This is a genomic window from Sphingomonas alpina, assembly GCF_014490665.1.
GTDB classification, from domain to species: Bacteria; Pseudomonadota; Alphaproteobacteria; order Sphingomonadales; family Sphingomonadaceae; genus Sphingomonas; species Sphingomonas alpina.
On the sequence record NZ_CP061038.1, the window covers coordinates 2,449,263 to 2,473,605 of the forward strand.

Sequence of the window (24,343 nt, forward strand, 5' to 3'; positions counted from 1 at the left end):
CTATTATTCGATCAACTCACCCACTCGCCGGAATGTCACTCGGCATCACTTGCCGAACCCGAACACGTCCTGGTGGAAACGCCCGTCTTCGATCAACGTTTCAAGCCATTCCGACCCCTGCGCATGCTCGTCGCCAATCTGCTGCATCTGGATCCGGATCAACGTATCGCGCACCGCCGGCGCCATGAAGCGCCCGTCCCCGCATAAATAGATATGTGCGCCCGCCTGGATCGCCGCCCAGACCCGTTCCTGTTCGGCCCACAGCGCGTCCTGGACGAATTTCCACGGATGGCTCTCGACCGCCGAGAAAGCGAGATACGGATCGACTACCTGCTCTTTTGCCCAAGCCTCGATTTCGTCACGGCAGAACCAGTCATGATCCGGGTGGCGGCAGCCGAAGAACAACAGGCTTTGCGCGACCTCTTCGCCCGCCGCCTTCTGACTGCTGCGTTCCTGGATGAACCCGCGCAGCGGCGCAAAGCCGGTGCCGGGGCCGATCAGAATCATCGGCACGGTCGGATCGGCGGGCGGCGCGAACGGCGGATTGGGTCGCCGAACATAACCGAAGACATGATCGCCTGCGGCCACGCCCTGCATATAGCCGCTGGCAAACCCACGATGCTCGCCAAGGCCGGACCAGGCGGGCGCCGCCATGGTGCCGACGATCAGGTCGGCGATCTCCGGCTCGACCAGCGGGCTCGAGGCAATCGAATAGAAACGCGGTGCAATCGCTGCCGAAAGTTCGACCAGGCTGTCGAGCGACAGTTCGGCGGCCGGATGATGATCGAGCAAATCGAGCAAAGTCAGCCTCTTACCTGCGACCTCGGCATCGTAAGTCTCCTCGAGCTGCGCCAGCTCGCGTTTGGTGTTTGGACAGCGTGTCTGCGCAGCAATCACGCCAAGCGCGCGTCTGGGCAGCGGATCGGACAGTTCGACAAAGTCGGTCAGCAGCTGGCGCACCGTCACGGTCTGACCGAGCGGGAGATGCTTGAACCGCCCGCCCTGCCCGTCGACGCGCAGTTGCGCGGCACCGGCCAGCCCGAGCCGCTCGATCGCGCGCGTCACCAGTTCCGGGCGATTTCGCGCATAAACCGCGATATGGTCGCCACTGTGGTAGTGCTGCCCCTCGGGCAGACGAATACGGATGAACCGGGTGGAGGGCCGGGGCGGCTCCTTGGCGAAATCCCATAACCCGTCGGCGGGCCGGATCATCTCGTCATTCGCGACGATCTCCAGCCGCTGGGCATGTTCAGGCAAAGCTTGAGCGCGCACGTCTGACGTGTCGACTACTTGCAGCGACAGGGTCGAGGTCGACTCGCTCGGCTCTGCCTCGCTACCCAACGCCTTCCATAAATCGCGCACAAAGCCGGCGACCGCGCCGTCGAAATCACCCTGTCCATCGGCTTCGGCCCGTGGCAGCAGCCGCGTCGCGCCGGCCGCTTCAATCGCGGCATCCACGCGCTTGGGGAAATTCTGGTAATTGGGCCATTGCGAATTGCCGATGCCGAGCACGGCAAAACGCGCGCCCGACCAATCCGCGCCGTCGAACGCGCCGGCATCGAGCCCGCGCTCGACCTCGATCGCGCTGTCCGGCGCCCGGCCATTATAGGTCGCGGTGACCACCACGATCACCTTGTCCTCAGGTTCCGACCCGCCCTTGAAGCTCTCATCCATCGACCGGACAATGGTCTCGAACCCGTCGAGATTCGCCCGCGCAGCGATCTCCTCGGCAATGTCGCGCGCCGTACCCAAGCTCGATCCATAGATCACCGCGAAACGTTGGCCGCTGCCCGACACCGCCGCGACCGGTGATTCCTCGTCCACCGTTTCCAAAGCGAGCGGCACCGCGATCCGCTCATGCGGCTGGCGCAGCCGCACCCGCATGTAGAATTCGTCCGGCTTGATCGACAGCGTCTCCTTGATGCGCAGCCGGTAATTATGCGGATCGCTGATCGCGAATTTCTGCAGGATCATGGCCAGCGCCATCTTCGCCTCGACCATCGCGAATTGCCGGCCGATGCACGCACGCTCGCCATTGCCGAACGGCTTATAGGCATGCGGATGCCGCGCGGCTTCCGCCTCGGGCAGCCAGCGATCGATGTCGAACTCGTCCGGATCCTCCCATACATTCGGATCACGATGCAGGCCCGGCGAGAAGACGTTGATCGGGCGATCCTTGCGCACCGTGTAGGCGCCGCCGATCACTTCGTCCTCATAGGCCGCGAGCGTGAAAGCGGGCGCGGTCGGCCACAACCGCATCGCTTCCTTCAGGATACGCTCGATCACTTCCAGCTTGGCGATGTCGCTATAATCAGGCCGCTTGTCGCCCGGCAGCACGCGGTCGATTTCGGCATAGGCCTGGGCCAGCACGTGCGGATGACGCAGCAGCAAATGCTGCGAGAAGGTCAGCAGGCCGGATGTCGTCTCATGCCCAGCAATCAGGAAGGTCAGCACCTGATAGCGGATATTGATATCGTCCAGCCCCTCGCCCGTTTCCGGATCGATCGCGCTGACCATCAGGTTGAGCAGATCCTTGCCGTCGTTCGGATTTTTACGCCGCTCAGCGATGATGCCGTCGACCAGCGCGTTCATCTCGGCGATGTCCGCTTCATACTGACGCTCGGCCTTTTTCGCGAAGCGCTGCTGAATCGGCATCCGCGTGATCATGTTGAGCGATTCGCCCAGCACCCGCGCCAATGCCTCGAGGAAACTGTCGAGTTCCTCCTTCTCGAAACTGTCGAACCGGTGCCCGAACCCGGCGATCGCGATCGAATCGAGCGTGAAGCGGGTCATGTCGTCGGCGACCAGCACATCGGTGCCCGACAGCCGGCTCCATTTCGCGACCATCTGGTCGGCGACTTCGAGCATCATGTCGTAATAGCCGCGCATCGCGCGCTGGCTGAATGCCGGCAGCAGGATGCGGTGCGCCTTGCCCCAATTGGGCTCTTCGCTGAATGCGGTGAACAGCCCGTCCCCGGCGAATTTACGCACGACGCGCAGGCCCGGCCCCGGCATCTTGCGAAAGCGGGTTTCGTCACACAATTCGGCGACCAGATCCGGGCTGGTGACGAACAGGCCGACGCGGCTGCCGAATTTCAGCTTGAAGATGCCGCCGGGAAATTCACGACTGACGCGCAGCAGATATCCGATGAGTCCCGACCGGGCGATCTGATGAAGATGTCCGACGACCGGCAGCCCTGGCGGCGACGGTATCGTCGGCCGATCAACCGCGGGAGCTGTCGCCATCCATCACCTCCGGTCCGTTCTGTCTGCACATCAACACAGTGCGAAGCGCGGTGCAACCGAAGCGGCCAAATAAGATGGCCGCACTCCGTCGAGCGTCAGAGCCCGTGTTCGCCCGCCTTGGTCGATGTGTCCGCGCCGGGCAGGTCGATCCGACGAATCCAGCCATCATCCGTTTTGACCATGCTCGCCCCGCACCCGATGCACACGCTGCGCCACATCTTCTGTACCCGACGGACATTGTTCCCGTCGCGATGATGGTGCCCCAGCTTGCATGCGAGTTTTTGAAAGACCCCAAGCCTCGGGGCCATCTTCCTTCCTTCTGACATGGCGCCCCTTCCCTGTGTGGCCGGACTTTGCCGGCAACTGCCCCTTTTTCGAGATGAACCGAGCCTAACCTGAGGACGAGCCGAAGCGAAGCTCTAAAACGACGTTTCACCCGATATTTGCACGACACGCTTAACACGCCCTCAACCACGCCTGTGTCACAGGGTATTCATGTCGATCGTCAGCCGATTTCGGCCCCCACCCCCATCGGTAATCCTGCCGCCTGTCGCGATGACGTTGGCGGTTTCCATGGTCATCATGCTTGCCTCGTTGCCGCCGTCCGGGAACGACACGACACCGATCACTTTGTTGTCGCTGGCAGATACTGCCGCGCTGGCGCTCGCGACACATTATCTGCTGCGCCTGCTCGGCGTCACTGACGCCGACCGCGCTGCCGCCCTGATCTTCGCTCTGCCGGTCATCGCACTCAGCGCAGGGCTGATGGGTCGATACGATACGCTCTGGGCTACGCCGGTCGTCATGGCGATCGCTGCCGCCATTCAGCGCCGCCCCATCACGATGCTCGCCTGGTGCGGCCTGGCCCTTGGCCTCACAATACAGGCGCTCCTGATCGCACCCTTCTTCCTCGCGCTGCTGATCAATCGGAGGGTGCCGATTCGGCTTTGGCCCATCGCGCCGCTGACGACCGCAGCGACGATGATGGCTGCTTGGTGCATTGGCAGGCCCGTCTTCGATTTCGCATCCGCCTCTGAGCGTCAGATTGATGCCTATGTCGCTCTGTCCTTCGACGCGCCGAATATCTGGGCGATCGCACAGACACTGCCGCTGGGCGGCACACCGCTGCTCGGCCTCGCCCTCGCCGCCGCGATCGGCACGACCATTGCCTATGTTGCGCATTTCTCGGCGCAACCACTGACCGACAAGTCGACCACCTCGGTAGCGTTATTGGGTATATTGCTGATGGCGGGCCTGTTGCCCGGCATGCACGAACGCGATTTCTTCCTCGCCAATATTCTAGCCCTGGTCATGGCGCTCGCTCTGCGCGACCTGGGCAGCATCCGCATCGCGGCGCTGGTCCAGGCCGGGTCGATTCTCGGCCTGCTTGGCCATGCCAGCGGCATCGATGCGCTCCCGATATTGGGCGCGGTCGCGATGATCGCGGCGACCTTCCAGCTTGCGCGTCCGCTGCTCAAACCCGCCGCGAACGACAATCCTCTGATCGCGCGCACGGTTTGACGATCTGCGCTGCGAACAGAGCGGTAACCTATGATAGGCAATTGCGTGATTCGTGGATTCGAGAGCGGGGATTCGATTCGATGTTCAACAGCAATAATCGCGGACGTGACACCGGTGGTGCGACCAATTCACCGGGGTCGCAACCGCATGTACCGGGGGCCAAGCGCGGCATGTTTTCGGTGCTGGGCCCCGATGTGATCATCACCGGCAATATCGTGGCGACGGCCGACCTGCACATCGATGGGCGGGTCGAAGGCGATGTCGATTGCGGTAGTCTCGTCCAGGGAACCGAGAGCCGCATCGTCGGCCTCGTCAAAGCCGAAACTGCTCGGCTGGCCGGTGCGATCGACGGCGCCGTATCGGTGCGTCAGCTGACCATCGAGCGTGCCGCGCGCATCACCGGCGACGTCGAATATGAAACGATCTCGATCGAGAATGGCGCATCGATCGATGGCCGGCTGAAGCATGTCGCGATCGATGCCGTACGCACGCTCGAGCGCGCCGCGCCGGCCACGACGATGCTGATCGGCGCGCCCAGCGACGAAACGCTCTTTGTCGAGTCTAACGACGCGGCAGCGGCCTGACCGCATTCAGCAGCACCGGCTCGAAGCGCTCCGGCGCTTCGATCTGGGGCGAATGACCCAGGCCATCCAGCCGGACCAATACGGCGCTCTTCATCCGCCGCGCTGCGGCAGGTGCGGCATGCGGGATCGCTTCCATGAATTGCTGCAGCGATGCGGGCGCGCGTTGTCGTCCGAACGCAGTCCGGTCGAGCGTGCCGACAATCAGCGTCGTGGGCGGCGTGATCCGTTCCAGCTCATGTGCGACGGGCTGGGTATAAATCATCTCGCTGGCCTTGGCCTGTACCAGGGCCACCGTATCCCGTCCGGTCCCCTGATACATGCCCGCCAGCATCCACACCCATCGGTCGTAGGACGGCTTCCAGCTGCCGTGATAGTAATTGGTCAACTGATAGGCCTTGATCGAGGCGAAGTCGGCCTTTCTCTCGCCGGCCCATAGGGTGTCGATATCGGCATAGCCGAGCCCCTCCTCGCTGCTGTCCTTCAGGCCAAGCGGGTTGACCAGCACCAGCCGGTCGACGCTGTCGGGGAACATGATCGCAAAGCGCATCGCGAGCATCCCGCCCATCGAATGGCCGACGATTGAGGCCCTGGCGATGCCGCGCGACTCCATCAGCTTGCGCGTCAGGGTCGCCATCATCGCGAAACTATATTGGGCAGCGCGCGGCTTGGAGGATTTGCAGAAGCCGATCTGATCGGGGATCAGCACACGGTAGCCGGCCCGGGTCAGCGACCGTACGCTGCTCTCCCAGGTCGCGCCGCAGAAATTCTTGCCATGGAGCAGCACGACCGCACGGCCATTGGGCCGGTCGGCCGCCACATCCATGAACGCCATCCGGGCCGGCTGGCCGACGATATCGACCGTCATGGTCTGGACCGGCCAGGGATAATCGAAGCGTTCGAGATTGGCGCCCAGATCGCGCGCCATCGGCGGCACATCGGCCGCGCCGATCAGCGCCATTGCCGCAGCCACAGCCGATAACAGCTTCACGTTCCGCATCATTCATCCCCCACCCCCAGCCTGCTTACCGCATGCTGACAGCGCCGTCATCCGCGATCGTATCAGCCGATACCCGACAGCGTGTTCGCCGCGCTCAGCATGTCGATGAAGAAGCCGATCCCCATCGCCATCAGCACCGCGCAGGACAAGAGATAGGCCATGAAGCGCGGCTGGATCTTTTTCGGGCCGATATGAATGAAGCTATGGACCGCGCGCAGCACGACATAGATCCAGGCGAGAATGACCTGGATATGGTTCGCATGATGCGTGATCATCAGCAGCGGGATCAGCGCGAAGAACAGCACCGGCATTTCAAACAGATTGGCGAAGTTGTTCGCGGGCATCTCGACCGGGCGGAAATAGCGCAACGCGGATTCGCCGTCGGCAAAATCGCGCGCGGTCGGCGGGTTGCGCTTCATATGGCCGAGCCGCTGCACGAACATTGTGAACCATACGATCGTCACCAGCACGACCATGGCAAAGACCGGCCATAGAATTGCGATTGTCGTCATGTCACCATCTCCCCCGTTCCGAGGTTATTGTTCCGCCCGACCAGCACTCTGTCCAGCGCGAAAGGATCCGCCATGATGACCGACCCGACCTTGCCGATGATCGGTGGCTGTCGCTGCGACCGGCTGCGCTTCACCATCACGCGCCCGCCCTTGTTCACCGCTGTGTGTCACTGCACCGGCTGCCAGAAGATGTCCGGCAGCGCCTTTTCCACCACGGTCTGCGTTCCGGGCGACGGCTTTGCCGTGACCCGGGGCGAGGCCGTGATCGGTGGCCTGCACGGCGATCAGGCGAAGCACCATCATTGCGACTGGTGCAAGAGCTGGGTCTTCACCCGGATCGAGCCCGATATGGGCTTCGTCAATGTCCGCGCGACCATGCTCGACGACCCGAGCTGGTTTGTGCCCTTTGTCGAAACCTATACCGACGAGGCGCTGCCCTGGGCAAAGACCCAGGCCAGGCACAGCTTTGCAACCTTCCGGGCGATGGAACAGTATCAGCCGATCGTCGCGGACTATGCCGCGGCGACCCGCATCACTTGACCAGTTCGCCGCCCTTGATCACCGCACTGACCTTTTCCAGCACGCGCACATCGGTCAGCGGATCGCCATCCACCGCAACGATATCACCGTAACGTCCGACCGCGATCGCGCCGACATCGGCGGTCTTGCCCAATGCCACCGCCGCGTCGGAGGTGGCCGCGCGGATCGCCTGGATCGGGGTCATGCCCCATTCGACCATCTTGGCGAACTGCTTCGCATTGTCGCCATGCGGATAGACCCCGGCGTCGGTACCGAACAGCATCGGCACGCCCGCCTTCACGGCACGCTGGAAGGTCTGGCGCTGCTTCAGGCCGATCGCCTTTTCCTTGTCGAGGCTTTCCTGTTCGGTGCCGTTGCTGGTGCCGGTCGCGAGGATATAATCGTCGTTATAGATGTCCATGTCGAACCAGGTGCGGTGCTGCACGGCAAGCTTGATCGTCTCGTCCGACGCCAGGCTGCAATGCTCGATCGTGTCGATCCCGGCGAGGATCGCGGCACGGATCCCTTCATCGCCATGCGCATGCGCCGCGACCTTCAGATGGAGCATATGCGCCTCGTCGGCGATCGCCTTCATCTCCTCGACCGTCAGCTGCTGCCCGCCGACACTGTCACCGAGCGAGAAGACCCCGCCGGTGGCGCAGATCTTGATCACCTGCGCGCCATATTTGTGCAGCCAGCGCACCTTCGCGCGCGCTTCTTCCGGCGTGTTGATCACCGAGGGCTGCTGCCGGTCGAGCGAGGGGGGCAGACTATTGTCGTCGCAATGCCCGCCGGTCGCGCCGATCGCATAAGCCGCAGTGGTGATGCGCGGGCCCTGCACCCAGCCACCATCAATCGCTTCGCGCAGGCCGACATCCTGAAATCCGGCCGAACCGACATTGCGCACCGAGGTGAAGCCGGCCGCCAGCGTCTTCTTCGCATTGGCGACGCCGACTGCGCTCCAGAAGCTGTCGGTATATTGCAGGCCGCGATAACCACCGATCTCGGCGACCGCCGTCAGATGGACGTGCATGTCGATCAGGCCCGGCAGGATCGTCTTCCCGGCGAGGTTGATATGCTTCACGGCCTTGCCGTTCCAGTCAGCGGTACGCGAATCCAGGATGCTGGTGATGCGCCCATTCTCGATCACCACCGCCGGGCTCTCGATCACCTTCCCGGTGATGACATCGACCATCTTGTCGGCGGTGACGACCACCGTCTCGGCGGCGGCGGAGACGGACGTCAGCGCCAGCATTGCGGCGCCCAGATATTTCAGCATGGTCGTTCAGCCCCCAGGTTAAATGATCGATCGATACAGTGCCGCCGTCGCGTAGCAGTCAAATGTGGAGAGTTCGTCCATAAGCGCCGAGCACGCTTTCATGCATCGTTTCCGAGATCGTCGGATGCGCGAACACCGTCTCCATCAGTTCCGCCTCGGTCGTCTCGAGCTGGCGCGCGATGACATAGCCCTGGATCAGCTCGGTCACTTCCGCGCCGACCATATGCGCGCCCAGCAGCTCACCGGTCTTCGCATCGAACACCGTCTTCACGAACCCTTCCGCTTCGCCCAGCGCGATCGCCTTGCCATTGCCGATGAAGGGGAATTTGCCGACCTTCACCTCATACCCGGCTTCCTTGGCCTTGGCCTCGGTAAAGCCGACCGACGCAACCTGCGGGCGTGAGTATGTGCAGCCGGGAATGTTCCAGGTCTCGAACGGATGCGGCTTCTGCCCCGCGATCGCCTCGACGCAGACCACGCCCTCATGGCTTGCCTTATGCGCCAGCCAGGGCGGGCCCGTCACATCGCCGATCGCGAACAGCCCCTCGACATTGGTGCGGCCATAGCCGTCGGTCTTGATATGGCCGCGGTCGGTCTCGACGCCGAGCGCCTCGAGCCCGATCTCCTCGGTATTGGGCACGATGCCGATCGCGACGATCGCATGGCTGAACTCGGCCGTCTCGACCTTGCCGTCCTTACCCTTGATCGAGGCGGTGACGCCCTTGGCGCCGGTTTCGAGCTTCTCGATCCCCGCACTGGTCAGGATCTTGATGCCCTGCTTGGTCAGCGCCTTTTCCATGAAGGCGCTGACCTCTTCGTCCTCGACCGGCACGACCCGCGGAAGCATTTCCACGATCGTCACATCAGCGCCCATATCATTGTAGAAGCTGGCGAATTCAACGCCGATCGCACCCGATCCGATGACCAGCAGCTTGGTCGGCATCTCCTCCGGCACCATTGCGTGACGATAGGTCCAGATGCGCTTGCCATCCGCCTTGGCGAACGGCAGGTCGCGCGCACGCGCGCCGGTGGCGACGATGATGTTCTTCGCCTCCAACTCAGTCACCTTGTCGCCCTGCTTGACCGACAATTTGCCCTTTCCGGTAAGCGTGCCATTACCCTCGACCACGGTCACCTTGTTCTTCTTCATCAGGCCCTTGACGCCCATGTTGAGCTGACCGGCAACCTTGCGGCTGCGCTCGACGATCTTGGTCAGGTCGAAACCGGGCTTCTCCACGCTCAACCCGTAATCGGCGGCGTGAGTCATATAATGGTAGATTTCCGAAGTGCGCAGCAGCGCCTTGGTCGGGATGCAGCCCCAGTTCAGGCAGATGCCGCCGAGCCGCTCGCGTTCGACGATCGCGGTCTTCAGGCCAAGCTGCGCCGCGCGGATCGCCGCGACATAGCCGCCGGGGCCGGAACCGAGAATGATCAGGTCGTAGGTATCAGCCACGCATATTTCCTTATGAAACCAGCGGGGAAGGCCGATCGTCCTCCCCCATCGAAACCAGTGTGAAACTACCCTTGGCGGCCCGGGCGCTGCCCTCGCCATGCCGGTCGCGCCGCCATACCTCGACCGCGACGGTCATCGATGTCCGACCGGTCGCGACAATCTCGGCGAAGAACGACACTTCGTCGCCGATCGAGACGGGGGCGGTGAAGCTGAACCCGTCCGCCGCCACCACCGGCGCACGGCCCCGGCAATGCCGCGACGCGACCGATCCCGCCGCCAGCGCCATCTGGCCCATCAGCCAGCCGACGAAGATCTTGCCATAGGGGTTGGCGTCCGCCGCCATGCCGGTCGCCCGGATCGCCGGTGCGCCCGCAGGCAGGAGATCATTCATTCGGGTTCGCGCCGTTGCGACGCGCGCGATCCGCCTTCCACGCCATTCGCAGCGGGCGGATGCCCATGAAGGCGACGGCCAGCATCGAGAAATAGGCGACCCACCAGATCGTCCGTCCCGCGGCCGGTACTGCCCATACCGCGAGCGACGCAATCAAGGCGGTCGCGACGACGCCTGCCGCGATATGCAGAAGCTCGACGAGCGTCCGCGTCATCCCCTTAAGCAACCATAGCAAGGGGCGACTCCACCAAAGCCTTGAACGCCTGCATCAGTTCGGCGCCGTCCGCGCCGTCGATCGCACGATGGTCGAAACTGCCCGTCGCCGACATCACCGTGGCGACGCCGAGTGCGTCGTCGATGATATAGGGCCGCTTCTCGCCCGCACCGATCGCCATGATCATGCCCTGGGGCGGGTTGATCACCGCCTCGAACTGCTTGATGCCGAACATGCCCATATTGCTCAGGCTCGCGGTGCCGCCCTGATATTCCTCGGGCTTGAGCTTCTGTTCGCGCGCGCGGCCGGCAAGGTCCTTCATCTCGGTCGAGATGGCCGAGATCGCCTTGGTATCGGCATGGGTGATGATCGGCGTGATCAGCCCCGACGGCGCACTGACCGCGACCGAGATGTCGGCACGCTGGAAGGTGATCAACTGGTCGCCGGTAAACATCACATTGCACTTGGGCACACGCATCAGCGAAACCGCCAGCGCCTTGATCAGCAAGTCGTTGACGGACAGCTTCACACCGCGTGGTTCGAGCGCTGCGTTGAGATCGGCGCGCAGCTTGAGCAGCGCGTCGAGCCGGATATCGAGCGTCAGGTAGATATGCGGCACGGTCTGCTTCGATTCGGTCAGGCGGCGCGCGATCGTCTTGCGCACGTTCGACAGCTTGACCGCCTCATGCGGGATGTCCGGAATGGCGGCAGGCTTCGCTGCGGCAGCGGCCGGTGCAGACGCCGCTTCGGCAGCCGGCGCAGCAGCCGCGGGCGCATCCGCCCCGGCGGCTGGAGTGGCGCCAGGCTTGACGCCTTCCAGATCGGCCTTGACGATCCGCCCGTTGGGGCCGGATCCGCTGAGCGCCGAGAGTTCGATGCCCTTTTCCGCTGCGATGCGGCGCGCGAGCGGGCTCGCCTTGACCCGGTCGCCCTCTGATTTGGCTGGCGCCGGTGCAGGAGCCGGTGCTGCGGCTTGCGGCGCGGGCTTTGCTTCAGCCTTGGGCTCAGGCTCGGCTTTGGCTTCCACCTTGGCGGCTTCGGCCTTGGGTGCTGGTGTCTCGGCACCGGCTTCCTCGCCTTCGGCGGTCAGCGTCGCGATGACGGTGCCGACCTTCACATTGTCGGTGCCCTCGGCGACCAGGATCTTCGCAACCACGCCTTCGTCGACCGCCTCGAACTCCATCGTCGCCTTGTCGGTCTCGATCTCCGCCATCAGATCGCCCGATTTGACCGTGTCACCCTCCTTGATCAGCCATTTGGCGAGCGTGCCTTCCTCCATCGTTGGCGACAAAGCGGGCATCTTGATCTCGATGGGCATCAGGTAGCGTCCTCTGACCGAATCCGTAGCGGCCCGTTTCCTTCGCCCCCGGCATGGCTCCGGTCAAGACCGGCGTGCGCGCAAAAACGCTCCGGTCGTCCGATCCGGGGGCCGGACAGGCATCGCCCCGGACACGCGCCCCTTGCGCCGGAGACACCGTCGCGTCACCTATATGTGCAGGGGAGCGAAGGCATGCGTGTCTATCTGGTGGTGATCGACGAAAGTCCAGAGGCGGTGATCGCATTGCGCTTCGCCGCGCGCCGCGCGGTCAAGACCGGCGGCGGGGTGGAGATACTGACGCTGCTGCCGACGGTCGATTTCGTGCAATGGGGCGGCGTCCAGGCGACGATCGAGGAAGAAGCGCGGCTGCATGCCGAAGCGCTGGTCGCAGGCGCGGCCGGCACGTTGATGGAAGAATCGGGCCTGCGCCCATCGATCACGCTGAAACAGGGCGACGGTCCGAAGATCATCCGCGAGATGATCGCCGAAAATCCCGACATTGCGGCGCTGGTGCTCGGCGCAGCGGCGACCGGCGCGCCAGGGCCGCTGGTCAGCCATTTTGCCGGGACCGATGCCGGTGCGCTGCCGATCCCGCTGATGATCATTCCGGGATCGCTGGACAGGGACGCGATCGACCGGCTGAGCTGAGAATTCGAGAGCACCAGCATAGACCGTTCGTTTTTGGGCCTGTCGGCGTTATCCTACTCGGCTAAGGAACCGGCATTGATCGAGTGCGATTACCCCTTACTTTTGTGCTCCCGCGAGGAGTGTCGGGAAAAGGGATAGTACCGGGCGCTTGCCCTGCCTGACCCGCCCCGCCATCATGCCGGGATGCGTTATATCCCTGCCCTCCCCCTCGCCGCCCTGATTCTCGCCACGCCCGCCACGGCGCAGGATGCACCCGACCCCGCGCGGCTCAAGGCGACGGTCGAAAAGCTGGTCGGCTTCGGCACGCGGCACACGCTTTCCACCCCCGACAAGCCCGGACGCGGCATCGATGCGGCGCGCGGCTGGGCGGGTGCCGAGCTGACGCGGATTGCCGATGCCTGTGACGGCTGCATCACCGTCGCCAATATCGCACGCACCTTTGTCGGCCCCCGCGCACCCAACGGCGTCAATGTCGTCGATGTGCTCGGCTTCCAGCAGGGCGAGGAGCCGACCCGCGTGGTTATCGTCGCCGCGCATATCGACAGCCGCGTGAGCAACGAGATGAATGCGACAAGCGACGCGCCCGGCGCCAATGACAATGGCTCCGGCACCGCGCTGGTGCTGGAAGCGGCGCGGCTGCTGTCGAAGCAGAAGTTCAAGGCGACCATCGTCTATGCGGTGCTGTCGGGCGAGGAACAGGGCCTGTGGGGCGGGCAATTGCTCGCCGAGACCGCGCAGCAGAAGAAATGGACCGTCAGTGCGATGCTCAACAATGACATCGTCGGCAACAGCCTGGGCCAGGGCGGCGTGCGCGTCGCCGATCGGGTGCGGGTCTTTTCCGAGGGTGTCCGCGCGTCGGAAGACCTCGCCGCGCAGATCGCGCGCCGCGCATCGGGCGGCGAGGATGACGGCCCGTCGCGTGCACTGGCCAAGGCGGTCGACGGTGTTGCGGCCACCCTGCCCGCCGGGCTCGACGTGTTCGTCGTCCGCCGCCCCGACCGGTTCGGCCGCGGCGGCGACCATGAGCCGTTCCTGAAGCTCGGCTTCCCCGCGATCCGTTTCACCTCGGCAGTCGAGAATTGGGATGCGCAGCACCAGGACCTGCGCACCGACAAGGGCGTGCGTTATGGCGACACACCCGACCGGATGGACTTCGACTATCTTGCCAAGGTCACCGCGATCAATGTCGCGACGATCCGCCGCCTCGCCTCCGCCCCGGCCGCACCGGCGACCGTCGCGCTGTCCGGCGCCCTGTCGCGCGATACCAGCGTCAAATGGGCCGCCGTTCCCGGCGCCGCGAGCTATCGTGTGCGCTGGCGGCGCAGCGATGCGCAGAACTGGACCAATGCGGTCGACGTGACGAAGCCGGACACGGTGTTGAAGGACGTGCCGGTCGACGATAATTTCATCGGCGTCTCGGCATTGTCCGCCAATGGCGATGAGAGCCTGGTGACTTTCGGCGAGCGCGAAAAACGCTGAGCAGGCCGGGCAACTCCGCTGTTATTGGCAAATAAAAAAAGCCACCCCTGTTAAGTTGGATTTCGCACTCAAAATTCACGACATTTTTCAATAACTTATGAGACCCCACCCCTGTTATCAGTAACAGGGGTGGGACGCGAATTAACAGGGGTCAGCCTTGCCGGAACAGGGGTGAGATCGCCCTCGCGCGCCCAGGGTGGGAAGATATTTGCTTGAACCACCGGTCATTCCCGCGAAAGCGGCAATCCCGCTTCTTCTCAGTGCGGAGCAAGGCAGCGGGATACCCGCTTTCGCGGGTATGACCGAGAAGAGTTACCTAACGTCATCTAGCTTTAGAGTCTCATGGCCCTGCCAAGGCGGGCGTTCACGCTTCGACAAGCTCAGGCCAACCGAGGGGTGTTGGATCAACTCAGCTCGAAACCGCTCCAAGCATCATCTGTCGTCAACAATGTCAAAGAGCGGTTGAGAAAGCACTGGCCAGAGCGCCGTCGGGTGCGACGCTGGCATGGGCAGGCTCGACATTGAATCGGCCGCAACGACAAAGCGCCGCGCGGGGATTTCCCGCACGGCGCTCAATCGCTCACCTTTGTCCCCGAAGGGACGGCTTCAGCCGATCAGCGGCAAGCGCAATTGCACCCGCACTGACGGCGCGGCTTCGCCTTCCACACCTTCTTTGCGCGGTAGACCTTGCGCGGCGTGTAGGTGACTTCGTCGATATAGGTGGTCGTGGTGGTTTCGATGACCGGCGCGGACTGCACCGTCACGGTCGTGGTGGTGGCCGGCGGATACCAGTACCCGCCGCTGATATAGCCGCTCTGGGCGTAACCGCCCTGACCATAGCCAGCGCCATAGCTGGATGTGGAATAGCTCGACCCGGCATAGTTGCGCGGCTGAACGACTTCGCTCGGCTCGGCATAGACCACCGATGGTTCGCGATATCCCGGCTGACCATAGGGCGCGCCGTAGCGCGAGGATGAATAATCCTGCTGCACATAGCCGGCATCCGCGCCATCATAGCCATCGTCATAGCCATGCTGACCGCCATCATAGCCATCGTCATACCGGTCCCAGTCGAGGCCGCTGACCGAATCCCAAACCTGGCCGCGGCTGTCCGTCAGCACCGCATCGTCATAATAGCGCGTCCAGTTATAGCCGTTCGGCGGGCTCGACAGGCCGTAGGACGAATAGTCGCTGATGAAGAAGGTCGGTGCGATCCAGTAGCGCGGCAGAGTCCAGCCACGCACCGGGCGGCGATAGGCCTTCCAGCCGCCGGGGGCATGCGATCCGCCGTACCAGCGTCCACTGACCTGGCCGCCCCAACGCCCGCCGCTCCAACGCTGGTTACCATTCCAGCGCTGGTTGCCGTTCCAGCGTTGACCACCATTCCAGTTCTGATTGGTGTTCCAGCGTTGACCGCCATTCCGATTCTGGGTGCCATTCCAGCGTTGGCCGCCATTCCAGCGCTGACCGCCAGCGGAGTGGCCGCCGCCATTCCAGGTCTGCGGGCGCGGCTGTTGCGGCATCGCCGGCCGATTCGGCATCTGGCGGAAAGTACCCGCCTGCGGGTTGCCCTGCCCCCCGAGTCGCTGCGCATCGGCAGGCGCCGTGGTGGAGCCAAGCATCAGTGCAAAGGCAGCAATTATGAGGGTTCGCATGGTAAACACTCCCGATAAGACGCCGCACCCTCCGCACGACCTCGATTATTCTTAACGATCGAGTTACCATTTCCGGCGGTTTTCCACCAGAATTCAGAATGTCCCGGAACGGGTCAGCGCGCGATCCGCGCCGCGATCAGTGCGACCAGCGTTTCGCAGCCGGCAGCATCATCAGCATCGAAGCGCGCGGGACTGGGGCTGTCGAGATCAAGCACCCCGATCAGCCGCCCCTCATGGACGATCGGCACGACCAGTTCGGACCGGCTCGCCGCGTCGCAGGCGATATGGCCAGGGAAGGCGAAGACGTCGTCGACCAGTTGCGTCTCGCGCGTCGCTGCCGCCGTACCGCACACGCCCTTGCCCATTGCGATGCGGATACATGCCGCCTTGCCCTGGAACGGCCCAAGCACCAGTTCGTCGTCGACCGCACGGTAGAAGCCGGCCCAGTTGAGATCGGGCAGATATTCCCAGATCAGGGCGGCGGTGTTGGCCATATTGGCGATCGCGTCGGGCTCGTCCGCGGTCAGCGCGTCGAGCGCGGCATGCAGGTCGTGATAGAGATCGGCCTTGGAGTCGGCATTGATCGCGAAGTCGAACATGGGAATTCCTTTGCCGGCCTCATGTCGGCTAGCGTTTCGCTTCGCAAGATGAGGGTGAGCCTTTGTCGTCGCAAGGGAGGCGCTCCGGACCGGCGCCATGGTTATGGCGTTGAGCCGCTTTGCGCGGCGGCTCGGTGCCGCACATGCCCCGCACCGGAGGCGAGCGGTCAGTCGATGATCAGTTGCGTATCTTCGATATCGACCGCCTGAATCTGCAGATCGCGCTCGGGGATGAAGGTGACCTCCAGCGTCCAGCGGTCCTCGATCTTGGCTATCCGCGCAGGAGACTTTGCAAACTGAATGGCAGAGCAAATCGTAACCGACGTTGAAAAGATGTCACGAACCGCTGCCTGCCCCACCCACGTCCCCGACTTGCTGTAAATGACGGACATCCGCAATGGCTGGAAAGCGGCGATCGCTTTCGATTATGCCGATCCCGTGATTGAAGGGGATCGGCATCGAACAAGCCCGGAGTGGCGGCAGGGGCGGGCGATGAATTCTCTACAAAACTGAATGTCGATCCCGCCTAGTCAGGTGAGGCCCGGGCAAGGGAGCAAGGTTCATGTGGGATGGTTCCGATTTCAGTGGAACGAAGATCGCGCTTCTCCATGGCAAAGATACCGTTGCCTATCTCAGGGATGAAAAGCCCGGCATCCCTTTTCCGGGACTGTGGGATTTGCCGGGCGGCGGGCGCGAGAACGGCGAAAGCCCGGTCGAATGCGGGCTGCGCGAAGTCGAGGAGGAATTCGGACTGTTGCTCGATCCAGGCGACGTCCTGCTGATCGAGCGCCATCACAGCCGGGCCGGCGGGCTGGATACCTATTTCTGCGCCATGGCGATCGGCGATGACGATGTTGCGCGGATCCGCTTTGGCGACGAAGGCCAGCGCTGGACGATGATGCCGATCCGCGACTTCGTGACCCACGCCAGGGCGGTACCGCATCTGCAGCACAGGCTCGGGGCGTTCATGGACTCAGGCGGCTTGCATGTGACTGCTGCGCCCGGGCCCGACCTCAATAAAAATACACCAAACACCTGATATATAACAATATTTTCTGAATTTGTCGCAGACCACAGCAGAATAGATATGTTACATTACTGGTGTAACATATCTCTCCCGCCCCTTCAGTTCTCGACCTGATCGTCGCCAACGGCGATTCAACCATGACGCCGGCTCGGGCATGTCATCGCTTGCCGACGGATATCGGCTCGCTCTTTCTTATTGTCGAAAACCAGGATGCCGGGCCATGTCAGCCCGCCATAAAACTCAGCCCGGTTCCGATCCCCCATCCGGCGACGAGCCATCGCCATAGACCACCCCATGCCTTCGCGGGAATGACGACAGCGCGCGCTGCCAGCGCTCGCTGTCGGTCAGTCGTGACTGGATGATCTTCAGCTTTTCCCAGCCCGGAATGCCGTGGATTACCGCGCGGGCGGAGGCGACCAGTTCGGGGTGCATGAACGGGCTGAAGGTGACCTGGCGCAGCACGGCCGGGCCGATATCGATATGCAGCGCGGTGACCGGTTCGACCGCATGCCCGACGACACGCAGTTCGGCCTCATCGATAAAGCCGCGGCGTTTCAGGAACGGCAGGCTGTGAATATCCGACGCATCGATCTTGGCGATTTCGTCGATCTTTACATAGCGCATCGGCGCGAACAGGCAGTGCGGCGTGCCGGCGATCACCTGTTCGAAATTGGCGCGGTCGAACTGGACGCATACGCCGGATGTATCGCCCGCGAACACCTGCCAGTGATGGAATGTCTCGGGCGCCTCGGTCAGGCAGATCGCGCCGACAAAGCCGTAATGCATCGTCTCCTGATAGACTTCCATCGAGCGGCGGTCATTGGCGTCTTTCCAGGCCGAATAGCTGACCAGGGTCAGCCGTCGCTTGAGCAGCGTGTCGAGCAGCACCGGCAGGCTGGTGTAGCGGCGCAACGGTTTGGGCGACGGGCCGGATGAAGGAGCAATGCGCGGGGGCGCGGGCGACGATGAAACGGGCTTGGCCATGCAAGGCGACATACACCGCCAAACCGGGCTATGGAACGCCCCTCGCTACGCTAGAAGATGGTTCGATGCCCCTGCTCCCCGTTACCCGATCGATCGCCATCGACAGCGACGAGCTGGAAGAATCCTTCGCCCGGTCGTCCGGGCCCGGCGGCCAATCGGTCAACACCACAGATTCCGCGGTGATGCTGCGTTTCGACGTGCGCAATTCGCCCAATTTGCCCGAAGCGGTGAAAGCGCGGCTGGAGATTCTGGCGGGAAGCCGGCTGACTCGCGACGGCGTGCTGGTGCTGAAGAGCGAGGGCGCCCGGTCGCAATTGTTCAACCGGCAGGAAGTGCGTGAGCGGCTGTTCGAACTGATCCGCGAGGCGACGATCGTGCCCAAGAAGCGGCGACCGACCCGGCCGTCCAAGGCGGCCAAGGCGCGGCGGATGGAAGGCAAGGCGAAGCGGTCGACGGTGAAGAGCCTGCGCGGCAAGCCGGTCGATTGAGCGCAAAGAGGGGAACCGGTCGATGAGCAGCAGCAAGACGCGCATCATGTATATCGAGGACAAGAGCGACAGCCTGAACGGGCCGGCGCGGATCGGCCGCGTCACCTTCTCGAAATCTGGCCTGTCGCTCTATTATGCCGGGCGCAGATTCGGCCGCTTGAGCGGCCAGGGGTTCAAGGCCAATTACTTCGACGAAACGACCGGAGGCCATTTCTGGATTTCCGGTCCGCGCAAGGACGGCCGCGATCGCCTGTACGATCAAAGCACCATGCCGGTCGAAATCGATACCGATGTCACCGATGAATATTGGCGCGACATCCGTAATATGGTTGTCGCGCGGAACTGAGCGGCCTTCCGCGCAGAAATAAACCACGCATGCGAGAGTGTTAAGCTTTCAACGCCAAATTCGGAATAGCCCGACCGCGCACGCCGCCTCCCCGACGGGGTGCGCCGGGTATCGACCTCTACCCCGACAGGAAACACGATGGATCGCGACATGACCGACGCCCCTGCCAGCCGCGGGGACATGCAGGCCCCCGGCTTTATCGGCTATCATGCCGGCACTGCACCCAGCCCCTTCTACACCGCGCTGGTTGCCGCGCGGACCGACCGTGCGGCCGCTCAATCCGCCGCTCTCGCCTTCATCGACGGCCAGCCCCCCTATCATGACGGCTTCGTCGCCGGCTTCGCCCATTTGCCGGGACCGGTCCGCGACTTCCCGAGAATCGCGGCTTCGTATCGCCAGCCGTTCAAGGATGCCGTCGTCTGGCAGGACAGGTTGCAAGCCGAGATACGGCGCTTGCTTGCCGATCATGGGATGGCCGACAGCCATTTCACCGATCCGGCTTATCTCGCCGGCATCGATCGGCTGTGGATGAGTTATTTTGCTCTGGTGGCGCTGCTCGGCCATGACCGGAACCTGCTTGCGGACATCGAGTCTGCGCTATGGCTGGCTCATGCCATCACGATGGCGGTCGATCTGCCCGGAGGCTCCGGCACGGCGGCGAGCCTTACGCCGGCTCAGCTTTCATCGATCGTCAACGCAATGATCGTCCTGCCGCCGGAGATATTCCCGCTCGCTCCCGCCCAATAGCGGCCGGGAACGGCATGCCGACAGGTTGCGGAAGCCCGTATCTCGCGTCGTCTTGAGCGATGGTCATCAATCGACGCGACGAAATTGCGCCGGAATGGGAGCTGGCTCCATTTTCGCGATTTGCCGGCGTCGTGGGCAATACCGCCCGAAACCGGCCCGGACACTATAGCGTGAATCCGGCCTCGACGAACCGCGCCGGCAACGGCGCCTCGGCGATGATCGGATCCTTGCCCTCGCGCGGCACGGTCAGCGATGCGGCGTGCAACAGGCTATGCTTGCCGCCGCTACCATAGATCGGGTCGCCGACCACCGGCGCGCCGAGCACTTCGGCGGCATGGACGCGGATCTGGTGAGTACGGCCGGTTTCAGGCGTGAATTCGACGAACGAGCGGCCATCCCTGACTTCGAGCAGGCGCCAGCCGGTACGTGCTGCCTTGCCGGCGGGATCGCCGCGCATGCGCCAACCGTCTTCTGCAGTGCTGGTCTTGCCCAGCGCCAGGTCGATCATGCCGCTCTCGCCCTCGGGTATTCCCTCCAGCACGGCGAGATAGCGTTTCCTGACCAGTCCCTGTTCGAACGCCTGCTGGAAACGGGCATGCGCCTTCGGGTTGCGCGACAGAAGCAGGCAACCCGAAGTATCGCGGTCGAGCCGGTGGACCGCGACCGGCCAGCGCTTGAAGCCGAATTTCAGACCATCGAGATGGTTTTCGAGGCTGATCGAGCCGTCGCGCGGACGATCGACGGGGAGCCCGGCGGGTTTGTCGATGACCAGCGCTTCGCCGTCGAGAAAAAGAACATGATTTGCAAGCATGGGCCGCTCTTGCCACTCCGCGCGCGCTCATGCCAGAGAAACACCCGTGCGAACCCTGTTGAAAAATCTCATCGCCCTTGCCGCCTGTGCGGCCGGGCTGATCCCAACCCTCTCGCTGGCCGCCCCGATACAGCTCTGCATCGATCAGATTGCCACGCCAGGCACCGATGGCCGCGTCCTGGGCCATCTACCCTATGGCGACGCGCTCGCATCGGACCTGGTCGCGGCGCCGCCGGGCTTCGCGCTCGGCCAATGCCTGATCCAGCGCGCTGCGGCGGTGGATCTGACCCGGCTGATCCGCGCCACGCGCGAGGTGCCGGAAATCGCCGGGACGCTGCGCGCGGTGTCCTGCCATCGCTCGACCGAGCGGCAACGCGCGGTGTTCTGCGGCCCGGTCGGTCCGGACAAGCCCTATCACAACGCAATGGAGCGCGCGCGGGTCGTGGCGCCGCCGGGATATAGCGAACATTCGACCGGCTATGCAGTGGATTTCGGCCTGCGCCCCGCACCCGGCTGTCCCGATGTCGATGCCTGTATCTCGCTGACCCCAGCCGGCCGCTGGTTGCTGGCGCATGCGCGTGAATATGGTTTCGAACTATCCTTCCCGATCGGCAATCCACAAAAGGTCACCTGGGAACCATGGCATTGGCGCTGGGTCGGGACATCGTCAAAGGCGCCCGGCGCCACGACGGCGCGCACGATCTTCGCCCAGGCCCGCACCAGCTTCCCGGCCAAGCCAGCGGTAGTGGACACGGCAGATTCCTGGCTGCGGATCGTGCGCCAGCCGCCCAATCCCTTCGCACCCGCGCCCCTGCCGAAACCGAACTCACCGACCAAACCCTGAAACGCGAACGGCCGGCCAATCCATGTGGATCGACCGGCCGTTCAAACAAGGTTCGATCGCTCAGGCAGCGAGCTTGGCTGCCGTTTCGGCGATCCGCTTGCCCTGATAGCGCGCACCGTCGAGCTCGGTCGCGCTCGGCTGGCGGCTGCCATTGCCGTCGGCGATCGTCGTCGCGCCATAAGGCGATCCGCCCTTGACCTCATCGACGCCCATCTGGCCCTGGAAGCCATAGTCCAGCCCGACAATGGTCAGGCCGAAGTGCAACAGGTTGGTGATGATCGAGAACAGGGTCGTTTCCTGTCCGCCATGCTGCGTCGCGGTCGAGGTGAAGGCACCGCCGACCTTGCCGTGCAGCGCACCGCTCATCCACAGCCCGCCGGCCTGGTCGAGGAACGAGGCCATCTGGCTGGGCATCCGCCCGAAGCGGGTCGGTGCGCCGATCACGATCGCGTCGTAATTGGCCAGCGCGCTGATCCCTTCGATCACCGGATGCGAAATGTCGGCCTTGAAGCCCGCGGCGGCAGCGACTTCGGGCGGGGCAGTCTCGGGGACGCGGCGGATATCCACCTCGGCACCGCCGGCGCGCGCGCCATCGGCGACGGCGTCCGCCATCTGCTCGAGATGGCCATAGGATGAGTAATAGAGCACGAGGACCTTGGTCATGGGACATTCCTTTCGGTTGAGGTGATGGGTCCCCCTCCCGCAATCAGGGGTCAAAGCGGGAGGGGTAAGAGAGGAGCTGATCCGTTGGGGGAGCGATCAACTCCTCCCAAGACTTCCCCGTAGGGGGCGGGGAAGTATGGGGTTATTGCGAGTCCACCAGGACGATCTCGGCATCCTCGATCGCCTTGATCTCGACCGTCTGACCGCCACTAAGGGCAGCCCCGTCGCGCGCATCGAAGCGCACGCCGTCGATCTCGATCGCGCCGGTCGCGGGGACGAGATAGGCGTGGCGCCCCTCGCCCACATTATGGGTCAGGCTCTCGCCGGCCTTCACCGTCGCGCCGAGCACGCGAGCATCGGCGCGGATCGGGAGCGCGTTCTTGTCCTCGGCAAAGCCGCTGGCCAGCACCGCGAACTTGCCGCTGCGATCGCCTTTGGGAAAAGGCTTGGCACCCCAGCTTGGCGCGCCGCCGGTACGGCTTGGTTCGATCCAGATCTGGAACAGGGTCGTGGTTTCGGGTTCGAGGTTATACTCGGCATGACGTACACCGGTGCCGGCACTCATCACCTGCACATCGCCCGCGCCGGTGCGGCCCTTGTTGCCCATCGAATCCTGATGGGTGATCGCACCGCTGCGGACATAGGTAATGATCTCCATGTCGCGGTGCGGATGCGGCGGAAAACCACTGTTCGCGGCGATCTCGTCATCGTTCCACACACGGATCGCACCCCAGCCCATCCGCCGGGGGTCGTGATAGTCGGCAAAGGAGAAATGATGCCGCGCGTTGAGCCAGCCATGGTCGGCATGGCCGAGGCTGTCGAAACTACGCCGGTCGATCTGCCCCTTGGTTGGTTCCTGAGTGCCGATCATGTCGAAGCTCCTCCTGGGTTTCATCTGTTGCCGCCAAGATAGGCCTTTCGATCATGCGGTAAATGGAAACGCTGGAAACTGATCGTTTCACGATATATATCCTCCCCGGAAGGATTTGATTATGCGCCTACCCGATCTCGAAGCCTGGGCGATCTTCGCCAGCGTGGTCGATCACCGATCGTTCAGCGGCGCGGCCGATGCGATCGGCGTGTCCAAGGCGACGGTATCGAAGGCGATCACCCGGCTGGAAGCGCATCTCGGCCAGTCGCTGTTCCACCGCAATTCACGCCGCCTCACCCTGACCGAGAACGGCAAGGGCCTGGCCGAACATGCCGCGCGCATCCTGGCCGAGGCCAACGCGGCGGAAGAGGCGGCGCGCGATGCGGCGACCGCACCGACCGGGCTGGTCCGCATGACCGCGCCGATGACGCTTGGCCTGGCAAAGGTCGCGCCCGCGGTCGCCGAGTTCCTCGCCGCGCACCCCGGGATCGAGATCGACCTGCATCTCTCCGATGCCAAGGTCGATATCGTCGCCGAAGGCTTCGATATCGCGCTGCGCATCGCCGACCTGCCCGACAGTTCGCTGCGCGCCCGTCGTCTTGGCGCGATCAAGACGCATATCGTCGCGTCCCCGGCCTATCTCGCCGAACATGGCCGCCCAACCCATCCGGCGCAGCTCGGCGAGCATCCCTGCTTCGCCTATACCAATGTCACCGGACCCTGGCGCTTTTCCGGGCCCGACGGTGGCGAAGCGGCGGTTCGGCCGACCGGGCCGCTCCGCGCCAATAATGGCGATGCGTTGCTCCCGGCGCTCCGTGCCGGGCTCGGCATCGGCACCCTGCCCGACTTCATCGTCGGGCCCGACCTGCTCAGCGGTGCGCTCGAAGCGATCATGACCGACTGGCGCGGCCCGCCGATCGCGCTGCACTTGATGACCCCGCCGAGCAGCCTGCGCCCGGCCCGCGTGGAGGCGCTGATTGCCTTTCTGAGCGAACGGTTCCGCAACCTCTGCGACGAATCCGCTACTTGAGATTCCTCGCGACTCGTGGAGTCAGGCCGATTAATTTGAAATTAACCTTTTACCTTCATCACTGATCAGGTTAATGGTTTGTTCGCAGGTTGGGTCGAGCCGAAGGGGGCATCGAAC

The 24,343-nt window shown here is 63.7% G+C and carries 26 protein-coding genes; 11 read left to right on the top strand and 15 right to left on the bottom strand.

Annotated elements, in window-relative coordinates; genetic code table 11:
- Positions 1 to 45 precede the first annotated feature (45 nt).
- Positions 46 to 3,246 (bottom strand): bifunctional cytochrome P450/NADPH--P450 reductase, encoded by a 3,201-nt coding sequence (locus H3Z74_RS11280; RefSeq protein ID WP_187763961.1) that lies wholly within the window; start codon positions 3,244 to 3,246, stop codon positions 46 to 48.
- Between the two features lie 573 nt (positions 3,247 to 3,819).
- Here H3Z74_RS11280 and H3Z74_RS11285 point away from each other — a divergent pair.
- Both H3Z74_RS11285 and H3Z74_RS11290 read left to right on the top strand, forming a co-directional pair.
- Entirely contained in the window at positions 3,820 to 4,767 is a 948-nt protein-coding gene (locus tag H3Z74_RS11285) for a hypothetical protein (protein ID WP_187763962.1), read from the top strand.
- 80 nt (positions 4,768 to 4,847) lie between these two features.
- Positions 4,848 to 5,351: a bactofilin family protein gene (locus H3Z74_RS11290; protein ID WP_187763963.1), complete on the top strand. Its 504-nt coding sequence runs from the start codon at positions 4,848 to 4,850 to the stop codon at positions 5,349 to 5,351.
- Here H3Z74_RS11290 and H3Z74_RS11295 read toward each other — a convergent pair.
- Both H3Z74_RS11295 and H3Z74_RS11300 read right to left on the bottom strand, forming a co-directional pair.
- Positions 5,329 to 6,348, bottom strand: a complete 1,020-nt coding sequence (locus tag H3Z74_RS11295) for an alpha/beta fold hydrolase (protein ID WP_187763964.1) — start codon at positions 6,346 to 6,348, stop codon at positions 5,329 to 5,331. The two genes, H3Z74_RS11290 and H3Z74_RS11295, sit on opposite strands and share 23 nt — an antisense overlap.
- Positions 6,349 to 6,410: 62 nt before the next feature.
- Positions 6,411 to 6,860, bottom strand: coding sequence for an MAPEG family protein (locus H3Z74_RS11300; protein WP_187763965.1), 450 nt, complete (start codon positions 6,858 to 6,860; stop codon positions 6,411 to 6,413).
- Between the two features lie 75 nt (positions 6,861 to 6,935).
- Between H3Z74_RS11300 and H3Z74_RS11305 the strand changes: the two genes are divergently transcribed.
- Positions 6,936 to 7,400, top strand: coding sequence for a GFA family protein (locus H3Z74_RS11305; protein ID WP_187763966.1), 465 nt, complete (start codon positions 6,936 to 6,938; stop codon positions 7,398 to 7,400).
- Here the strand turns inward: H3Z74_RS11305 and H3Z74_RS11310 are convergent.
- Genes H3Z74_RS11310 through H3Z74_RS11330 form a run of 5 tightly spaced genes read right to left on the bottom strand, consistent with a single transcriptional unit; the run spans position 7,393 to position 12,034 of the window.
- Complete coding sequence (locus H3Z74_RS11310) at positions 7,393 to 8,658, bottom strand: Xaa-Pro dipeptidase (RefSeq protein ID WP_187763967.1); 1,266 nt, start codon at positions 8,656 to 8,658, stop codon at positions 7,393 to 7,395. The genes H3Z74_RS11305 and H3Z74_RS11310 overlap by 8 nt on opposite strands.
- Positions 8,659 to 8,716: 58 nt before the next feature.
- Positions 8,717 to 10,111, bottom strand: a complete 1,395-nt coding sequence (gene lpdA, locus H3Z74_RS11315) for a dihydrolipoyl dehydrogenase (protein ID WP_187763968.1) — start codon at positions 10,109 to 10,111, stop codon at positions 8,717 to 8,719.
- Positions 10,112 to 10,121: 10 nt separating this feature from the next.
- A complete protein-coding gene (locus H3Z74_RS11320) occupies positions 10,122 to 10,502 on the bottom strand; it encodes an acyl-CoA thioesterase (RefSeq protein WP_187763969.1) in 381 nt (126 codons plus the stop codon).
- The gene (locus H3Z74_RS11325; protein WP_187763970.1) at positions 10,495 to 10,716 is read right to left on the bottom strand and encodes a hypothetical protein; all 222 of its coding nucleotides are present in this window, start codon (positions 10,714 to 10,716) and stop codon (positions 10,495 to 10,497) included. Before H3Z74_RS11325 ends, H3Z74_RS11320 begins: the two co-directional genes overlap by 8 nt.
- 4 nt (positions 10,717 to 10,720) lie before the next feature.
- The gene (locus H3Z74_RS11330) at positions 10,721 to 12,034 is read right to left on the bottom strand and encodes a pyruvate dehydrogenase complex dihydrolipoamide acetyltransferase (RefSeq protein WP_187763971.1); all 1,314 of its coding nucleotides are present in this window, start codon (positions 12,032 to 12,034) and stop codon (positions 10,721 to 10,723) included.
- A 192-nt stretch (positions 12,035 to 12,226) separates the two neighbouring features.
- Between H3Z74_RS11330 and H3Z74_RS11335 the strand changes: the two genes are divergently transcribed.
- Positions 12,227 to 12,682, top strand: a complete 456-nt coding sequence (locus H3Z74_RS11335) for a universal stress protein (RefSeq protein ID WP_187763972.1) — start codon at positions 12,227 to 12,229, stop codon at positions 12,680 to 12,682.
- 183 nt (positions 12,683 to 12,865) lie between these two features.
- Positions 12,866 to 14,161 carry a M28 family peptidase gene (locus H3Z74_RS11340; RefSeq protein WP_187763973.1) on the top strand — a complete coding sequence of 432 codons (1,296 nt, stop codon included), beginning with the start codon at positions 12,866 to 12,868 and terminating at the stop codon, positions 14,159 to 14,161.
- 614 nt (positions 14,162 to 14,775) lie between these two features.
- Here the strand turns inward: H3Z74_RS11340 and H3Z74_RS24625 are convergent.
- The 3 genes from H3Z74_RS24625 to H3Z74_RS11355 form a co-directional block, all read right to left on the bottom strand.
- On the bottom strand, positions 14,776 to 15,816 hold the full coding sequence (locus H3Z74_RS24625) for an RcnB family protein (RefSeq protein WP_187763974.1): 1,041 nt from the start codon (positions 15,814 to 15,816) through the stop codon (positions 14,776 to 14,778).
- Positions 15,817 to 15,929: 113 nt separating this feature from the next.
- Positions 15,930 to 16,415, bottom strand: coding sequence for a GAF domain-containing protein (locus H3Z74_RS11350; RefSeq protein WP_187763975.1), 486 nt, complete (start codon positions 16,413 to 16,415; stop codon positions 15,930 to 15,932).
- A 167-nt stretch (positions 16,416 to 16,582) separates the two neighbouring features.
- Positions 16,583 to 16,807, bottom strand: coding sequence for a hypothetical protein (locus H3Z74_RS11355; RefSeq protein ID WP_187763976.1), 225 nt, complete (start codon positions 16,805 to 16,807; stop codon positions 16,583 to 16,585).
- 170 nt (positions 16,808 to 16,977) lie between these two features.
- Between H3Z74_RS11355 and H3Z74_RS11360 the strand changes: the two genes are divergently transcribed.
- Positions 16,978 to 17,454 (top strand): NUDIX hydrolase, encoded by a 477-nt coding sequence (locus tag H3Z74_RS11360; protein ID WP_187763977.1) that lies wholly within the window; start codon positions 16,978 to 16,980, stop codon positions 17,452 to 17,454.
- Positions 17,455 to 17,682: 228 nt separating this feature from the next.
- Here H3Z74_RS11360 and H3Z74_RS11365 read toward each other — a convergent pair whose 3' ends face one another.
- The gene (locus tag H3Z74_RS11365) at positions 17,683 to 18,426 is read right to left on the bottom strand and encodes a hypothetical protein (protein WP_187763978.1); all 744 of its coding nucleotides are present in this window, start codon (positions 18,424 to 18,426) and stop codon (positions 17,683 to 17,685) included.
- Positions 18,427 to 18,491: 65 nt separating this feature from the next.
- Between H3Z74_RS11365 and arfB the strand changes: the two genes are divergently transcribed.
- The 3 genes from arfB (at position 18,492) to H3Z74_RS11380 (ending at position 20,007) form a co-directional block, all read left to right on the top strand.
- On the top strand, positions 18,492 to 18,914 hold the full coding sequence (arfB, locus tag H3Z74_RS11370; RefSeq protein WP_187763979.1) for an alternative ribosome rescue aminoacyl-tRNA hydrolase ArfB: 423 nt from the start codon (positions 18,492 to 18,494) through the stop codon (positions 18,912 to 18,914).
- A 22-nt stretch (positions 18,915 to 18,936) separates the two neighbouring features.
- Complete coding sequence (locus tag H3Z74_RS11375) at positions 18,937 to 19,260, top strand: 1-deoxy-D-xylulose-5-phosphate synthase (RefSeq protein WP_187763980.1); 324 nt, start codon at positions 18,937 to 18,939, stop codon at positions 19,258 to 19,260.
- Between the two features lie 150 nt (positions 19,261 to 19,410).
- Positions 19,411 to 20,007: a hypothetical protein gene (locus H3Z74_RS11380; RefSeq protein ID WP_187763981.1), complete on the top strand. Its 597-nt coding sequence runs from the start codon at positions 19,411 to 19,413 to the stop codon at positions 20,005 to 20,007.
- Between the two features lie 163 nt (positions 20,008 to 20,170).
- On the opposite strand, the gene H3Z74_RS11385 is transcribed toward H3Z74_RS11380, so the two are convergent.
- Entirely contained in the window at positions 20,171 to 20,818 is a 648-nt protein-coding gene (locus tag H3Z74_RS11385) for an RluA family pseudouridine synthase (protein ID WP_187763982.1), read from the bottom strand.
- Positions 20,819 to 20,876: 58 nt separating this feature from the next.
- Here H3Z74_RS11385 and H3Z74_RS11390 point away from each other — a divergent pair, with 58 nt between their 5' ends.
- Entirely contained in the window at positions 20,877 to 21,662 is a 786-nt protein-coding gene (locus H3Z74_RS11390; RefSeq protein WP_229727031.1) for a M15 family metallopeptidase, read from the top strand.
- 60 nt (positions 21,663 to 21,722) lie between these two features.
- On the opposite strand, the gene wrbA is transcribed toward H3Z74_RS11390, so the two are convergent.
- Positions 21,723 to 22,325, bottom strand: a complete 603-nt coding sequence (wrbA, locus tag H3Z74_RS11395; protein ID WP_187763984.1) for an NAD(P)H:quinone oxidoreductase — start codon at positions 22,323 to 22,325, stop codon at positions 21,723 to 21,725.
- A gap of 142 nt (positions 22,326 to 22,467) precedes the next feature.
- Positions 22,468 to 23,196, bottom strand: a complete 729-nt coding sequence (locus H3Z74_RS11400; protein ID WP_187763985.1) for a pirin family protein — start codon at positions 23,194 to 23,196, stop codon at positions 22,468 to 22,470.
- Between the two features lie 121 nt (positions 23,197 to 23,317).
- Between H3Z74_RS11400 and H3Z74_RS11405 the strand changes: the two genes are divergently transcribed.
- Entirely contained in the window at positions 23,318 to 24,226 is a 909-nt protein-coding gene (locus H3Z74_RS11405) for a LysR family transcriptional regulator (RefSeq protein WP_187763986.1), read from the top strand.
- Positions 24,227 to 24,343 lie beyond the last annotated feature (117 nt).

Excerpts from the sequence above, each read along its gene's own strand:
- H3Z74_RS11280 (WP_187763961.1), bottom strand. The coding sequence starts at position 3,246 with ATGGCGACAGCTCCCGCGGTTGATCGGCCGACGATACCGTCGCCGCCA.
- H3Z74_RS11285 (WP_187763962.1), top strand. The coding sequence starts at position 3,820 with ATGGTCATCATGCTTGCCTCGTTGCCGCCGTCCGGGAACGACACGACA.
- H3Z74_RS11290 (WP_187763963.1), top strand. The coding sequence starts at position 4,848 with ATGTTCAACAGCAATAATCGCGGACGTGACACCGGTGGTGCGACCAAT.
- H3Z74_RS11295 (WP_187763964.1), bottom strand. The coding sequence starts at position 6,348 with ATGCGGAACGTGAAGCTGTTATCGGCTGTGGCTGCGGCAATGGCGCTG.
- H3Z74_RS11300 (WP_187763965.1), bottom strand. The coding sequence starts at position 6,860 with ATGACGACAATCGCAATTCTATGGCCGGTCTTTGCCATGGTCGTGCTG.
- H3Z74_RS11305 (WP_187763966.1), top strand. The coding sequence starts at position 6,936 with ATGACCGACCCGACCTTGCCGATGATCGGTGGCTGTCGCTGCGACCGG.
- H3Z74_RS11310 (WP_187763967.1), bottom strand. The coding sequence starts at position 8,658 with ATGCTGAAATATCTGGGCGCCGCAATGCTGGCGCTGACGTCCGTCTCC.
- H3Z74_RS11320 (WP_187763969.1), bottom strand. The coding sequence starts at position 10,502 with ATGAATGATCTCCTGCCTGCGGGCGCACCGGCGATCCGGGCGACCGGC.
- H3Z74_RS11325 (WP_187763970.1), bottom strand. The coding sequence starts at position 10,716 with ATGACGCGGACGCTCGTCGAGCTTCTGCATATCGCGGCAGGCGTCGTC.
- H3Z74_RS11330 (WP_187763971.1), bottom strand. The coding sequence starts at position 12,034 with ATGCCCATCGAGATCAAGATGCCCGCTTTGTCGCCAACGATGGAGGAA.
- H3Z74_RS11335 (WP_187763972.1), top strand. The coding sequence starts at position 12,227 with ATGCGTGTCTATCTGGTGGTGATCGACGAAAGTCCAGAGGCGGTGATC.
- H3Z74_RS11340 (WP_187763973.1), top strand. The coding sequence starts at position 12,866 with ATGCGTTATATCCCTGCCCTCCCCCTCGCCGCCCTGATTCTCGCCACG.
- H3Z74_RS24625 (WP_187763974.1), bottom strand. The coding sequence starts at position 15,816 with ATGCGAACCCTCATAATTGCTGCCTTTGCACTGATGCTTGGCTCCACC.
- H3Z74_RS11350 (WP_187763975.1), bottom strand. The coding sequence starts at position 16,415 with ATGTTCGACTTCGCGATCAATGCCGACTCCAAGGCCGATCTCTATCAC.
- H3Z74_RS11355 (WP_187763976.1), bottom strand. The coding sequence starts at position 16,807 with ATGTCCGTCATTTACAGCAAGTCGGGGACGTGGGTGGGGCAGGCAGCG.
- H3Z74_RS11360 (WP_187763977.1), top strand. The coding sequence starts at position 16,978 with ATGTGGGATGGTTCCGATTTCAGTGGAACGAAGATCGCGCTTCTCCAT.
- H3Z74_RS11365 (WP_187763978.1), bottom strand. The coding sequence starts at position 18,426 with ATGGCCAAGCCCGTTTCATCGTCGCCCGCGCCCCCGCGCATTGCTCCT.
- arfB (WP_187763979.1), top strand. The coding sequence starts at position 18,492 with ATGCCCCTGCTCCCCGTTACCCGATCGATCGCCATCGACAGCGACGAG.
- H3Z74_RS11375 (WP_187763980.1), top strand. The coding sequence starts at position 18,937 with ATGAGCAGCAGCAAGACGCGCATCATGTATATCGAGGACAAGAGCGAC.
- H3Z74_RS11380 (WP_187763981.1), top strand. The coding sequence starts at position 19,411 with ATGACCGACGCCCCTGCCAGCCGCGGGGACATGCAGGCCCCCGGCTTT.
- H3Z74_RS11385 (WP_187763982.1), bottom strand. The coding sequence starts at position 20,818 with ATGCTTGCAAATCATGTTCTTTTTCTCGACGGCGAAGCGCTGGTCATC.
- wrbA (WP_187763984.1), bottom strand. The coding sequence starts at position 22,325 with ATGACCAAGGTCCTCGTGCTCTATTACTCATCCTATGGCCATCTCGAG.
- H3Z74_RS11400 (WP_187763985.1), bottom strand. The coding sequence starts at position 23,196 with ATGATCGGCACTCAGGAACCAACCAAGGGGCAGATCGACCGGCGTAGT.
- H3Z74_RS11405 (WP_187763986.1), top strand. The coding sequence starts at position 23,318 with ATGCGCCTACCCGATCTCGAAGCCTGGGCGATCTTCGCCAGCGTGGTC.